The organism is Microbacterium sp. Leaf436, from assembly GCF_001424715.1.
Taxonomy (GTDB): Bacteria; Actinomycetota; Actinomycetes; order Actinomycetales; family Microbacteriaceae; genus Microbacterium.
Genome location: NZ_LMRB01000002.1, coordinates 760,299 through 773,116 on the forward strand (window position 1 = coordinate 760,299; position 12,818 = coordinate 773,116).

11 protein-coding genes are annotated in these 12,818 nt (G+C 69.9%); 10 read left to right on the forward strand and 1 reads right to left on the reverse strand.

Annotated elements, in window-relative coordinates; genetic code table 11:
* Nucleotides 1-26: 26 nt before the first annotated feature.
* From ASG45_RS07805 to ASG45_RS07835, 7 genes are all read left to right on the forward strand, one after another.
* Nucleotides 27-2,762 carry a DNA translocase FtsK gene (locus ASG45_RS07805; protein WP_055835134.1) on the forward strand — a complete coding sequence of 912 codons (2,736 nt, stop codon included), beginning with the start codon at nt 27-29 and terminating at the stop codon, nt 2,760-2,762.
* Nucleotides 2,762-3,349: a CDP-diacylglycerol--glycerol-3-phosphate 3-phosphatidyltransferase gene (gene pgsA, locus ASG45_RS07810; RefSeq protein ID WP_055835138.1), complete on the forward strand. Its 588-nt coding sequence runs from the start codon at nt 2,762-2,764 to the stop codon at nt 3,347-3,349. Before ASG45_RS07805 ends, pgsA begins: the two co-directional genes overlap by 1 nt.
* Nucleotides 3,346-3,873, forward strand: a complete 528-nt coding sequence (locus ASG45_RS07815; protein ID WP_055835141.1) for a CinA family protein — start codon at nt 3,346-3,348, stop codon at nt 3,871-3,873. Before pgsA ends, ASG45_RS07815 begins: the two co-directional genes overlap by 4 nt.
* 202 nt (nt 3,874-4,075) lie before the next feature.
* The gene (locus ASG45_RS07820; protein WP_055835145.1) at nt 4,076-4,384 is read left to right on the forward strand and encodes a helix-turn-helix domain-containing protein; all 309 of its coding nucleotides are present in this window, start codon (nt 4,076-4,078) and stop codon (nt 4,382-4,384) included.
* 21 nt (nt 4,385-4,405) lie between these two features.
* Nucleotides 4,406-4,630 (forward strand): DUF3046 domain-containing protein, encoded by a 225-nt coding sequence (locus ASG45_RS07825; protein WP_055835152.1) that lies wholly within the window; start codon nt 4,406-4,408, stop codon nt 4,628-4,630.
* A gap of 250 nt (nt 4,631-4,880) precedes the next feature.
* Entirely contained in the window at nt 4,881-5,936 is a 1,056-nt protein-coding gene (gene recA / locus ASG45_RS07830) for a recombinase RecA (RefSeq protein ID WP_055835155.1), read from the forward strand.
* Nucleotides 5,936-6,889 carry a regulatory protein RecX gene (locus ASG45_RS07835; protein WP_055835158.1) on the forward strand — a complete coding sequence of 318 codons (954 nt, stop codon included), beginning with the start codon at nt 5,936-5,938 and terminating at the stop codon, nt 6,887-6,889. Before recA ends, ASG45_RS07835 begins: the two co-directional genes overlap by 1 nt.
* 166 nt (nt 6,890-7,055) lie before the next feature.
* On the opposite strand, the gene ASG45_RS07840 is transcribed toward ASG45_RS07835, so the two are convergent.
* A complete protein-coding gene (locus ASG45_RS07840) occupies nt 7,056-9,629 on the reverse strand; it encodes a LuxR C-terminal-related transcriptional regulator (RefSeq protein ID WP_156459406.1) in 2,574 nt (857 codons plus the stop codon).
* A gap of 262 nt (nt 9,630-9,891) precedes the next feature.
* On the opposite strand from ASG45_RS07840, the gene miaB reads away from it, so the two are divergent.
* Genes miaB through ASG45_RS07855 form a run of 3 tightly spaced genes read left to right on the forward strand, consistent with a single transcriptional unit; the run spans nt 9,892 to nt 12,817 of the window.
* Nucleotides 9,892-11,439, forward strand: a complete 1,548-nt coding sequence (gene miaB / locus ASG45_RS07845; RefSeq protein WP_055835164.1) for a tRNA (N6-isopentenyl adenosine(37)-C2)-methylthiotransferase MiaB — start codon at nt 9,892-9,894, stop codon at nt 11,437-11,439.
* Complete coding sequence (gene miaA, locus ASG45_RS07850; protein WP_055835167.1) at nt 11,436-12,371, forward strand: tRNA (adenosine(37)-N6)-dimethylallyltransferase MiaA; 936 nt, start codon at nt 11,436-11,438, stop codon at nt 12,369-12,371. Before miaB ends, miaA begins: the two co-directional genes overlap by 4 nt.
* Nucleotides 12,368-12,817, forward strand: coding sequence for a GNAT family acetyltransferase (locus ASG45_RS07855; RefSeq protein ID WP_055835171.1), 450 nt, complete (start codon nt 12,368-12,370; stop codon nt 12,815-12,817). The genes miaA and ASG45_RS07855 overlap by 4 nt, the downstream gene beginning before the upstream one ends.
* Nucleotide 12,818 lies beyond the last annotated feature (1 nt).

The window sequence follows — 12,818 nt, forward strand, 5'->3', positions numbered from 1 at the left end:
TCGGGGGTCCCGCCTACCGTGGAGGCATGGCTCGCAGTTCGTCCCCCACCGGCGGTCGCGCCCCCGCGAAGGGGTCTCCGCGATCGAAAGCTTCGGCTCCGGCGCCGAAGCGCTACGTCGACGAGCCCGAGAAGCCCTCGGCCGCCGTCCGCGCCTGGATGGCGCTCGCCCACGGGGTGGGCGGGATGTTCCGCACCTTCGGCCCCGAGAACCTCGAGCGGGATCAGCGTCGAGACGGCTTCCCGTTCTTCCTCGTCGTGCTCGCCGTCGTCGGTGCCGTCGTGGAGTGGTTCTTCATCGGGACCGAGGCGGCGGCGCTGATCAGCGCGTACAGCTTCGGGCTCCTCTTCGGGCGGGTCGCCTTCGTGCTCCCCGTGCTGTTGCTGCTGCTCGCGGGATGGCTCTTCCGGCATCCCTCCTCCGTCCACGACAACGGCCGGGTCGGCATCGGCTTCGGCCTGTTCGTCGTCACCGTGTCGGGCTTCTGTCACGTCGCGGGCGGCCGACCAGCCCCCAACGAGGGCGGACCGCCGGTCCTCAGCCGCGCCGGGGGGGTCGCCGGCTGGATCGTCGGAGAACCGCTCACCCTGCTGACCGAGGTGGGCGCGTACATCGCCCTGTCCCTGCTGGCCGTGCTCAGCGTCCTCATCCTCACCAAGACGCCGCCCAACCGCATCGGCCGTCGCCTCGGCGACCTCTACGCCTGGATGTTCGGCGCCGAGCGCGTCGAGCGCGACGCGACCACCAAGGTCCTCCCCGTCGACGATCATGACGACGAGCCGGCCGAGAAGTCGCTGCCCTGGTGGCGGCGCAACAAGTCCGGTCGCGAAGAAGACACCGACGGCGCCCTGGGGTCGGACGACCTTACGACCCTGCTCAGCCCCGGCACCACGCAGGGCGGCTTCGAATCCGCGGTCGTGGCACCTGAGCCCGTCACCGCCCCCCTTCGTCCGCCGGTGCCGTCGACCCCCGCGCCCGATGCCCTCACCGAGGTGTTCGACGCGCGCGCCCTCGCCGGAGCCGCCGCCGGTCGGGGGCTGCACGACGACTCGCCCGTCGACGACGCACCCGACCACGAACTGCCCGGCATCTCGGGCCTCGGCGGCGACAATGCGGGGGCCCCGCCCGCGGCGAACTACCGTCTGCCGGCGGTCACGGCGTTGGCCGCCGGAACCCCGCCGAAGGCGCGTTCGGCCGCCAACGACGCGGTGGTCAAGGCCATCGAGAGCGTCCTCGAGCAGTTCAAGGTCGACGCCCGGGTGACGGGCTTCTCGCGCGGCCCCACGGTCACGCAGTACGAGATCGAGGTCGGACACGGCGTGAAGGTGGAGCGCATCACCGCGCTCACCAACAACATCGCCTACGCCGTCGCCTCGAACGAAGTGCGAATCCTCGCGCCCATCCCCGGCAAGAGCGCGATCGGCGTCGAGATCCCCAACGCCGACCGCGAGATCGTCACCCTCGGCGACATCCTGCGCTCCGATGCGGCCACGTCGTCCACGCACCCGATGACGATCGGCGTCGGCAAGGACGTCGGCGGGGGATTCGTCGTGGCGAATCTCGCGAAGATGCCCCACCTCCTGGTGGCCGGCTCCACCGGATCCGGAAAGTCGAGCTTCGTCAACTCGATGATCACGAGCCTGCTGATGCGGGCCAAGCCCTCCGACGTGCGCATGGTGCTCATCGACCCCAAGCGCGTCGAGCTGACGTCGTACGCCGGCGTTCCGCACCTCATCACTCCCATCATCACGAACCCCAAGAAGGCCGCCGAAGCGCTGCAGTGGGTCGTGAAAGAGATGGACATGCGTTACGACGACCTCGCGTCGTTCGGCTTCCGTCACATCGACGACTTCAACAAGGCCGTCGTCAACAACGAGATCACGCTGCCCGCGGGCAGCGAGCGGGTGCTCAAGCCGTACCCGTACCTGCTGGTGGTCGTCGACGAGCTCGCCGATCTCATGATGGTGGCGCCCCGTGACGTCGAGGACTCCATCGTGCGCATCACGCAGCTCGCCCGCGCGAGCGGCATCCACCTCGTCCTCGCCACGCAGCGTCCGTCGGTCGACGTGGTCACCGGTCTCATCAAGGCCAACGTGCCTTCGCGTCTCGCGTTCGCCGTGACGAGCGTTACCGACTCCCGCGTCATCCTCGACCAGCCGGGCGCCGACCGTCTCATCGGTCAGGGCGACGGGCTCTTCCTGCCGATGGGGGCCTCGAAGGCCGTCCGCGTGCAGGGGGCGTGGGTCAGCGAGCAAGAGATCGAGAAGGTCGTCGCGCACGTCACCCAGCAGGCGCGGCCCGAGTACCGGTCCGACGTGCAGGTGGCCGCCGAGAAGAAAGAGATCGACGCCGACATCGGCGACGACCTCGAGCTGCTGCTCGCTGCGGCGGAGCTCGTGGTCTCGACGCAGTTCGGGTCGACCTCGATGTTGCAGCGCAAGCTCCGCGTCGGCTTCGCGAAGGCCGGCCGCCTGATGGACCTGCTCGAATCCCGAGAGATCGTGGGACCGTCCGAGGGATCGAAGGCCCGCGACGTGCTCGTCACCAACGAGCAGCTTCCCGCGGTGATCGCTCGTCTGCGCGGCGACGACGCCCCGTCGGCACCCGCGCCGGCAGCGGCTCCGTCGGCGGCATCGGCCCTCGCCGATGATGACCGCTACGGTACCGATGCCATCGCGTCTCAGTACGATGGCCTCCCGGTCGTCGAGAGCGACGACGACGAAGGCTCGGAAGACGCCTGGCAGCTGACAGGACGCGACTGATGGCAGTGCACCCCCAACTCCCCAACGCGATCACCATCGCGCGCATCCTGTGCGCGCCGGTGTTCCTGTGGTTGCTGCTGGCCGATGACGGACGGGGCGGAGGACTCCGGTGGGCGGCCGCGGTCGTCTTCATCGTCGCGATCGCGACCGACGGCATCGACGGGTACATCGCCCGTCGGTACGACATCGTCAGCGATCTCGGCAAACTCCTCGATCCGATCGCCGACAAGGCTCTGACGGGCGTGGCGTTCGTCGGTCTGTCTCTGCTCGGCGAACTGCCCTGGTGGGTGACGATCATCGTGCTGATCCGAGAGATCGGCATCACGATCTACCGCTTCATCGTCGTCAGCGACCACGTGCTGGCGGCCGCTTGGATGGGCAAGCTGAAGACCGTGGCCCAGGCCGTGGCGCTCTCGATCGCGTTGGTTCCGTTCGCCGGTCTGTCCGACGCGAGCGCGTGGCAGAACACCGTCTGGTGGGTGAGCGTGATCACCATGACGATCGCGGTCGTGCTGACCATCGCCTCGGGCCTCGATTACGTCGTCACCGAGATCAGAGCGGCGCGCAAGGGCCGAGTCGCCCGATGATCGACGGCGTTCCCGAGGACTTCGACGAGACCTTCGTCCGAGACCCTCGTGAGAGTGCGGCGTCGTTGATCGAGCGGCTGGTGGAGCTGGGGTGGACCGTCGCGGTCGCCGAGTCGCTCACGGGTGGGCTCGTGGTGTCGTCGCTGGTCGATGTGCCGGGGGCGTCACGCGTCGTGCGGGGCGGAGTCGTCGCGTACGCGACCGATCTGAAGCACAGCGTGCTGGGCGTCGATGCGGCTCTGCTCGAGGCGCACGGGGCCGTGCATCCCCGCGTGGCGCGCCAGATGGCTCGCGGTGTCCGTGACGTGCTCGGCATCGATGGCGCGGCGGCTCAGGTGGGGATCGCGACCACCGGCGTCGCCGGTCCCGACGAGCAAGACGGACAACCGGTGGGTACCGTGCACATCGCCGTCTCCACGCCCCTGGGAACGCGAGTCGACTCGCTCGTGATCGCGGGAGATCGTGATCGCATCCGTCACGAGACGGCCCACCAGGCGATCCGACGGGCTCTGGCGGCGCTGTGACGGCGACTCGCGACCGGACGCCGAGACCGTCCGCGAGCCGTCGCGAGAACCCGCCCGAATTCGCGGGAACAAATGGTCGCACATCCCGGTTTCGTCTAGCGATTCCCATCCGGTGCACAGCGCGCGGCATTAGGGTGACACAGACGGTGTTTGCAGTTGTCCACCCGGACAGCGACGGAATCAGCAGTGAGGAGGGCCCGAAATGATCCTGGTTCGTCAAGAGATCGGCGAAGTCCTGCGTGACCTCCGCCAGCAGAAGGGTCGCACCCTCCGCCAGGTCGCGAGCCGCGCGAGCGTGGCCCTCGGCTACCTCAGCGAAGTCGAGCGTGGTCAGAAAGAGGCGTCGAGCGAGATCCTCGCCTCGGTGGCCGAGGCCCTCGACGTTCCCATCTCCACCATCATGCGCGAAGTCGGAGACCGACTTTCCGTCCTCGAGGGGCTCCAGACGTTCCCCGACGTCGTTCCCGACGAGCTCGTCGCATCGGTCGAACCCGAGCTCTCGCTGCGCTGAGCAGCCGACTCGTCGTCTTCCATGCGTCGTAGCGAGTTCGATCGCGCCGTGGCAGATGAATTCGGCGCACGCGGCGGCTCTCTGCTGACCGACCTCGTCCTGTCCGCGGTCGGCGGCCGCACGAGCGTCGACGCATTGGCGGCGGGAGTCGACCCGCGCGACGTCTGGCTGGCGTTGTGTGCCGAGACCGACGTGCCCGCCGACCGTCGGTACGGCGTCGGACGCCTCGAGCCGCGACGACACTGAGGTTTCGGGAGTCGGACACGCCGGGCGCGGCGGTCATCGAATCTTCGTTCGATTGTCGGTAGGCTTCTTCACAAGAGCGATTGCGACGCGTTCATCCCCATCGGGGAGGTTCTCCTCCGCCAATGTCGGAGGCCCTCCCTAACGTGGACAACGTCGAACGACACTCTGAACGCCTTGTCGGGCAGCCCCATCGTCGATGGGGAGCGCGACAGCCTATAGGCGACCGGAACGCGAGCAGAAAGAAGACGTCATGCCCTCACCCGCAGAGCGCGAAAAGGCCCTCGAGTCAGCCCTCGCCCAGATCGACCGGCAGTTCGGAAAAGGCTCGGTCATGCGCCTGGGCAGCGACGACCGTGCGCCCATCGCGACCATCTCCACCGGTTCCGTCGCCCTCGACGTCGCTCTGGGTATCGGCGGACTGCCCCGCGGCCGCATCATCGAGATCTACGGCCCGGAGTCCTCGGGTAAGACCACGCTGACCCTGCACGCGATCGCCAACGCGCAGCGCGCCGGCGGCATCGCCGCGTTCATCGACGCCGAGCACGCGCTCGACCCCGAGTACGCCAAGAAGCTCGGCGTCGACATCGACGCGCTGCTGGTCTCGCAGCCCGACACCGGTGAGCAGGCGCTCGAGATCGCCGACATGCTGATCCGTTCCGGAGCCATCGACCTCGTCGTCATCGACTCGGTCGCCGCTCTCGTGCCCGAGGCCGAGATCAAGGGCGAGATGGGCGACTCGCACGTCGGTCTGCAGGCCCGTCTGATGTCGCAGGCGCTGCGCAAGCTCACGGGTGGGCTCAACACCACCAACACGACCATGATCTTCATCAACCAGCTGCGCGAGAAGATCGGCGTGTTCTTCGGCTCGCCCGAGACGACCGCCGGGGGTAAGGCGCTGAAGTTCTACGCGTCGGTTCGCCTCGACATCCGTCGTATCGAGACGCTCAAGGACGGCACCGAAGCAGTCGGAAACCGCACGCGCGTCAAGGTCGTGAAGAACAAGATGGCTCCGCCGTTCAAGCAGGCGGAGTTCGACATCCTGTACGGCGTGGGCATCTCGCGAGAGGGCAGCTTGATCGACTTCGGTGTCGAGCACGGCATCGTCAAGAAGTCCGGGGCCTGGTACACCTACGACGGCGAGCAGCTGGGTCAGGGTAAAGAGAACGCCCGAAACTTCCTGATCAAGAACCCCGACATCGCCGGAGACATCGAGACGAAGATCAAGAACAAGACGGGCATCGGCGCACCTCCCGTTGTTGCCGAAGCTCCCGCTGACGACGAGCTGGCTGCCCGCCGCCCGGCCTGATGACGGAACACGAATCGGGTTCTGGTCTTCGTCCGTTCAGACGGGCGGGCGGCGACCAGAACCCCGACGATATCGACGACCGGGACCTGGGCGCCGTCGATTCGGGCTCCGTCGGTGAGGTCGCGTCGAGCGACGAGGCCGCGCTCGGCGTCGACGACGCACGGGGTGCGCGGCCCGCGCTGCGCGCCCTGGACGACGACACCCTCGCTCCCGTCATCCCGCTTTTCGGGAACGGCGAAGGGGCGCACCCCTCGCGAGGCGGATCGGGCGACGCTCCCGCCGGATCGTCGTCCTGGCGCGACCGGAACGAGCACCCGGCGCAACGCGGCTCACGAGGATCGAGACGAGGGTTCTCACGAGTCGACGGCCCCGGCGACGCCGACGAAGGTCTTGTCCCCGAAGAGGCTGCGCCGAGCCCCGAAGAGATCCGCGAGCGTGCCGAATCCGTGTTGCTGCGCAAGCTGAACTCCCGCTCGCTGTCGTTATCTGAGGCGCGAACGGTTCTGCGCGGTGTCGACGGCGTCGACGACGCGATCACGGCCGAGATCATCGATCATTTCCTCGACCTCCGCTATCTCGACGACGCATCGTTCGCCGAGCAGCTGGCCATGTCGGCGACCGAGCGCCGCGGGCAGGGTCGTCGTGCGGTGGCCGAGACTCTGCGCAAGCGCGGCATCTCGCGCGATGTCGCGGAGGCGACGATCGCCGAGATGCCCGACGACGACGCCGAGCGAGCGTTGGACTTCGCTCGATCGAAGGTGCGGTCGGTGGGCGGCAAAGACTTCGACACCGATCTGCGCCGCCTGGTCGGCCAGCTCGCGCGACGCGGCTACCCCTCGTCGGTGGCGTTGACGGCGGCGCGGACGGCGCTCGACGAGGCCGGACTGGGCCGCAGCCGTTCGACGTTCCGGTCTTCGCCGTCGACGAGCGTTCGTTTCACACCCGACGACTGAGTGTCGCGCGTCGCCCGACGGGTCGCGCACGCCAGACGTCGGCGGGCCCGCTCACCGCGGCCCGGGCGGCTCGCTCACCGTGGGTCCGTCCACCGCGGGTCCGCCCACCGCGGGCCCGCTCACCGCACGCCCGGCGGGTCCGCTCGCCGCACGCGCGGCGGGCCTGCTACCGCACCCCGGGCGGCACAGGCACCACACCGGCGGCCACCATACGGCCCAGATCGCGTCGACTCGCCGCCCCGACCTTCAAGCGCGCCTGGTACACGTGCGATTCGACCGTGCGTACCGACAGGAACAGTCGTGTCGCGATCTCTCGGTTCGTCAGGCCCTCGACGACCAGCACGGCGATCTCGTGCTCGCGTCGGGTCAGTTCTTCGCCCGAGGCCAGGGCAGGGGAGTGCGCGGGGAGCCGCTCGATCCCTCCCGGTTCCGTCCACCGCTCGCCGTGATCCGCGGTCCACAGGTTGTGCAAGCGCAGCTCGTCGACGGGAGTCGATTCCTCTTCCACCGAACGGGCCGACAACCGCCGCACCGCTTCGGTGGCGAGGGGGAGGTCTGTGGTGGCGGCGAGCTGGATGAGTTCGTCGGTCTCTTCCCGGGTGGCTGCTCCCAGGGTCGAAAGGCGGAAGAGGTCGCGGATCCGCAGCGCCGCAGCGGTCGTCCCGGCCGTCACTTCGGCCGCCGCGCGAGCTGTCGCCCGGGCCTCCTCGTCTCGCCCTTCGGCCGCGAGGATGGTCGTTTCGACGTACCGCATGCCGTGAACGAGCAGCGGGCTGGCTTCCAGGTCGAGACCCGCCAAAGAGGCGCGTGCCTCCTTCGTGCGCCCGCTCATCGCGAGTTCCTCGGCGACGCCCAGCTCGATCATCGCGGCATTCGAGTCCGTGACGGCGAGCGGCTGCCGCCCGAGCGCCGCTTCCAACTCCCGCTGCGACTCGACCGGTCGGCCCTCGCTGGCGAAGGCGATGCTGGCCGCAGCGCCCGCGAGCGTCAGCTCTGCTGCCCCGCCCTCGCGTGCCGCGGTGCGCAGCTCTTCGTCGAGCCGCTGGCACACGTCGCTGCCGTCGGCTCCCGCCACCTGATACCCGGCGAGCATGAACATCACGGCGGACAATCGGTCTTTGGCGGAGATCCCCGTGACCTTCTGTCGGGAGTCGAGGAGTCTTTCCGCGGCGCGGTAGTACCGGCATGCGGCGCTCCACCCGCCACGGAAGGCCGCCGATGTTCCGGCGGTGATGAGTGCGCGCAGACGTGCCTCGGGCGACGCGGCCTGCACCGCCACGGCTTGGGCCGCAAGGTCGGCAGCCGCAGCCCAGTCGAGGGCGTCGCCCGCCTGGCCGGATCGCACCAGCAAGACCTCGATCTGGGTGTCCGCGTCACCCTCGTCACGCGGGGCTGCGGAGTCAGCGGCTCCGTCGCGCGGTCGCGCGCGCAGCCGCGCGAGTCGCCGAAGGACGTCGCGATCAGACGCGTCGACCGCGTCGACTCCGGACTCGGAATCGTTCCACCCCCCGGAGGCGAGCACGGCCTCCAGCCGGAGGTCGGGATGATCGTGGGCGCGCAGGCCCCGCGCGGCGTGTGCGGCCGCGTGAGCGGAGTCGCCTCGATCGTTGGCGATCCGCGCCGCGTCGAGCGCGATCCGCGCGCGGACGAGGGGATCGATCTGCGGGGCGTCGGCCGACGAGGACCCATCCCGGTGCCACTTCTCGGCGATGTGGAGCGAGATCGGCAGGCTCCACCACTCGTCGGCCTCGGTCAGCATGCGGTCAGATGCGGCGTCGATGATCGCGCGCGCGCACGCCGACCCGAGCTGACGTTCGGCCTCACGCGCGATGAGCTCGTTCGCCGTGAGGCGCCGAGCCGCAGTGCCGTCGGCGTGCAGCAATCCGCTGGCCACCAGGCCGTCGACGGTGTCGGCCGGGAACAGGCGCGTGGCCACGCTGAGCTCGAGGTGCGGGAGTCGGTGGACGACGGAGAGGCAGACGAGGTCGTCGGGGGCGATGTCGGCGACGTGATGCTCGACAGCGACGGCCAGGCGGCTCTGCGGTGCGATGTTCTCGAGCGCGCGGAGGGGATCACGTCCCGCGGCCACGGCCGAGAGGGCCTCGAGAAGGAGGTGCCGCAGAAGCGTGCGGGAGCCGTCAGCGCGCCAGACGAGCCCCGCGCGGGTGGCACTGTCGAGAGCGTCGCTCCCGGGGAAGAGGGACACGAGCTCCTCGGCGTCGACGGCGATGAGCTCGCCGAGATCGATCCGCTTCGCGAAGCCGTCGTGCCAGAGCCCCAGGGCGAGGCGCTGCGCGTCGGATTCCGCGGTGGGGCGGGCTGCCCGTGCCCGCGCGGTGCGCACGCCGATGAGGACGGTGACCCGCCGCGCGGCCGCCGCGCGGACGATCGCGGTCGTGGAGGCGGTATCGAGCGCGTCGACGTCGTCGACGATCACGATGGTGCGGGCGGAGTCGGGTGGCGGGCCGTCCCGCAGAGCTGAGGCTCGCGGATCGTCGGTGGCGTCGATCGCGCCGAACGGGATGTCGCTCAGGAGGGTGGACGGCCGCAGCACCACGGGCGCGGAGCCCCAGCGTTCGAGCTCGGCGGCGACGGCGCGGAGCAGGTAGCTCCGTCCACTTCCTCGTGGCCCCGCCAGCACGAAAGAGGTGCCCTCTCGCAATCGGGATGCCAGCACGCCGGCGTTCCGGTCTGCCCCCACGAGGGCTTTCGCCCACTCCCGCGATCGTTCTTTCCGCATGCCCATCTCCCCCCGGAAAACCCGCAGGCGGACGGGTTATGGCTACGACCGCAAGGCTACCTACTGAGCGCAGCGTCTTCCGGCCTCTATCCGAAGCGTATTGCGCCTTTTGCGCCAAAGGTGGCACACAGGTAGTCCGCGGCTTTCGACCAGTAGTGCCCCTCAGTAGTCTCCGGTGACCACGGTCGCTCCGCGCCTGCCCGGGTGACGCCGAGTCCGGCCCGAGGCTCGTCCCGCCCCGGCGCTTAGACTTGCTCGCATCATGACGACCCCCGTTTCCTCCCCGACGCTCATCGCTCCCTCTCCCGCCGCACAGGGCGAGACGGGCGCTCGCACCTACGAGGTGCGCACCTTCGGATGCCAGATGAACGTCCACGATTCGGAGCGCCTGTCGGGATCGCTCGAGAGCGCGGGATACGTCCGCGCCGTTGCCGGGTCCGAGGCCGACGTCGTCGTGATCAACACGTGCGCCGTGCGCGACAACGCCGCCGGCAAGCTGTACGGGACGTTGGGGCACCTGAAGTCCCGCAAGGACGCCCGCGCGGGCATGCAGATCGCGGTCGGCGGGTGCCTGGCGCAGATGGACAAGGACGCCGTGCAGCAGAAGGCCCCGTGGGTCGACGTCGTCTTCGGCACGCACAACATGGGGTCGCTGCCCGGCATGCTGGAGCGCGCCCGACACAACGGCGAAGCCGAGCTCGAGATCCTCGAGTCGCTCGAGATCTTCCCCTCCACCCTGCCCACCAAACGCGATTCGGTGCACAGCGGGTGGGTGTCGATCTCGGTGGGATGCAACAACACCTGCACGTTCTGCATCGTGCCGAGCCTGCGCGGCAAAGAGAAGGACCGTCGCCCCGGCGACATCCTGAACGAGATCCGCCTGCTGGTCGACGACGGTGCCATCGAGGTCACTCTGCTGGGTCAGAACGTCAATTCCTACGGCGTCGAATTCGGCGATCGCCTCGCCTTCGGCAAGCTCCTGCGCGCGGCCGGCGAGATCGAGGGCCTCGAGCGCATCCGGTTCACGAGCCCGCACCCCGCCGCGTTCACCGACGACGTCATCGCGGCGATGGCCGAGACGCCCGCCGTCATGCCGCAGTTGCACATGCCGTTGCAGTCCGGTTCCGACCGCGTGCTCAAGGCGATGCGCCGGTCCTATCGGAGCGAGAAGTTCCTCGGCATCCTGGATCGGGTGCGCGAGCGCATGCCGCACGCGGCCATCACCACCGACATCATCGTGGGCTTCCCCGGCGAGACCGAGGAGGACTTCCTCGAGACGTTGCGGGTCGTCGAGGCATCGCGGTTCGCGACCGCCTTCACGTTCCAGTACTCCATCCGCGAGGGGACGCCGGCGGCCACCATGCCCGACCAGGTCCCGAAGGCCGTCGTGCAGGAGCGCTACGAGCGGCTCATGGCTCTGCAGGACCGCATTGCGGCCGAAGAGAACCAGAAGCAGCTCGGGCGCACGCTCGAGGTGCTCGTCTCGGCGGGTGAGGGCAAGAAGGACGCCGCGACACACCGCCTCACCGGTCGCTCCGAAGACAATCGTCTCGTGCACTTCGAGGTGCCGGCGGGCTCTCCCGTCCCGCGCCCCGGCGACGTGGTCTCGGTCACCGTGACGCGCGCCGCGCCCTTCCACCTGCTGGCCGACGCGCCCGATGCCGCGCCCCTGCGCATCCGCCGGACGCGCGCGGGAGATGCCTGGGACCGTTCGCAAGCGGAGTCCTGCGGCGTCCCGGCGCCGGTGGGCGACGCCGCGACCCCGCGCGCGGTCTCGCTCGGTCTGCCGTCCCTGCGCGTCGGAGTGTGAGTTCCGCCGCACCGCGCCTGTGGGCCGTCGTCGGGGCCACGGGCACCGGCAAGACGGGGCTCTCACTCGATCTCGCCGAGGCCCTCGCCGCCCGGGGACGCGCGGCCGAGATCGTGAACGCCGATGCCATGCAGCTGTACCGGGGCATGGACATCGGGACCGCGAAGCTCCCGGTCGGCGACCGCCGCGGCATCGCGCATCACCTCTTCGACGCCCTCGCCGTCACCGAAGAGGCGGCGGTGGCCTGGTATCAGGATGCCGCCCGCGCGGCGATCGCCGAGATCCACGGCCGCGGAGCCGACGCGATCCTCGTGGGCGGCTCCGGCCTGTACGTCTCGGGAGTGCTGTGGGACTTCCGGTTCCCCCCGCGCGACGAGGCCGTGCGGGCACGGCTCGAGGCGGAGCTCGACCGTCTCGGCGCGGGTGCGCTGTACGCGCGACTGCGCGAGGCCGATCCCGCCGCCGCCGAGCGCATCGATCCGCGCAACGGTCGCCGGGTGGTGCGGGCGCTCGAGGTGCTGGCACAGGGCGGCGAGACGCACGGCGGCGCCCTTCCCTCCGCGCCGGAGTTCTGGCATCCCGATACCCGGATCATCGCGACGACGGTCGACCGCGAACAGCTCGTGCCGCTCCTCGACGCCCGCGTCGAGGGCATGTGGGCGGCCGGGATGCTCGACGAGGTCGAGCGGCTGCGCGGTGACGGGCTCGAGCGCGGCGTCACCGCGGCACGGGCGATCGGGTACGCACAGGCCCTCGCTCAGCTCCGCGGCGACCTGACGCGCGACGACGCCGTGGCCGAGACGCAGGCCCTCACTCGCCGGTACGCGCGGCGACAGGTGTCGTGGTTCCGCCGCTACGCCCAGGCGCGATGGGTCGACGCCCGCACCGTGGATGCCACGACCCTGGTGTCCGCGGGGGAGGCGGGGGAGTGAGCGTCGTCGTGCGGAGCTTCGAGCTCGACGACGAGGACGCCGTCGTCGCCCTCTGGGAGGAGGCGGGCCTCACGCGACCGTGGAACGACCCCCGAGCCGACATCCGCCGCAAGCTCACGGTGCAGCCGGAGTTGTTCCTCGTGGCCGTCGACGGCGACACCGTGGTCGGCAGCGTCATGTCGGGCTACGACGGCCACCGCGGGTGGCTCTACTACCTGGCCGCGGCGGCGTCGCACCGTGGTCGGGGCGTCGGTCGCCTGCTCGTGGCCGAGGCGGAGCGGCTGCTCGAGGCGCTCGGCTGCCCGAAGGTGCAGCTCATGGTGCGTCCCGACAACACGGGCGCCCGGGGCTTCTACGACGCCCTGGGGTACGAACCGTTCGAGACGTGGGCCACCGGCAAGAGGCTCGTTGTCGACGGACCGGGCGGACCGCCGCCACCCGGCTGAG

What these genes read in the sequence shown, in the direction of transcription:
- ASG45_RS07805 (WP_055835134.1), top strand. Translation starts at nt 27, where the DNA reads ATGGCTCGCAGTTCGTCCCCCACCGGCGGTCGCGCCCCCGCGAAGGGG.
- pgsA (WP_055835138.1), top strand. Translation starts at nt 2,762, where the DNA reads ATGGCAGTGCACCCCCAACTCCCCAACGCGATCACCATCGCGCGCATC.
- ASG45_RS07815 (WP_055835141.1), top strand. Translation starts at nt 3,346, where the DNA reads ATGATCGACGGCGTTCCCGAGGACTTCGACGAGACCTTCGTCCGAGAC.
- ASG45_RS07820 (WP_055835145.1), top strand. Translation starts at nt 4,076, where the DNA reads ATGATCCTGGTTCGTCAAGAGATCGGCGAAGTCCTGCGTGACCTCCGC.
- ASG45_RS07825 (WP_055835152.1), top strand. Translation starts at nt 4,406, where the DNA reads ATGCGTCGTAGCGAGTTCGATCGCGCCGTGGCAGATGAATTCGGCGCA.
- recA (WP_055835155.1), top strand. Translation starts at nt 4,881, where the DNA reads ATGCCCTCACCCGCAGAGCGCGAAAAGGCCCTCGAGTCAGCCCTCGCC.
- ASG45_RS07835 (WP_055835158.1), top strand. Translation starts at nt 5,936, where the DNA reads ATGACGGAACACGAATCGGGTTCTGGTCTTCGTCCGTTCAGACGGGCG.
- ASG45_RS07840 (WP_156459406.1), bottom strand. Translation starts at nt 9,629, where the DNA reads ATGCGGAAAGAACGATCGCGGGAGTGGGCGAAAGCCCTCGTGGGGGCA.
- miaB (WP_055835164.1), top strand. Translation starts at nt 9,892, where the DNA reads ATGACGACCCCCGTTTCCTCCCCGACGCTCATCGCTCCCTCTCCCGCC.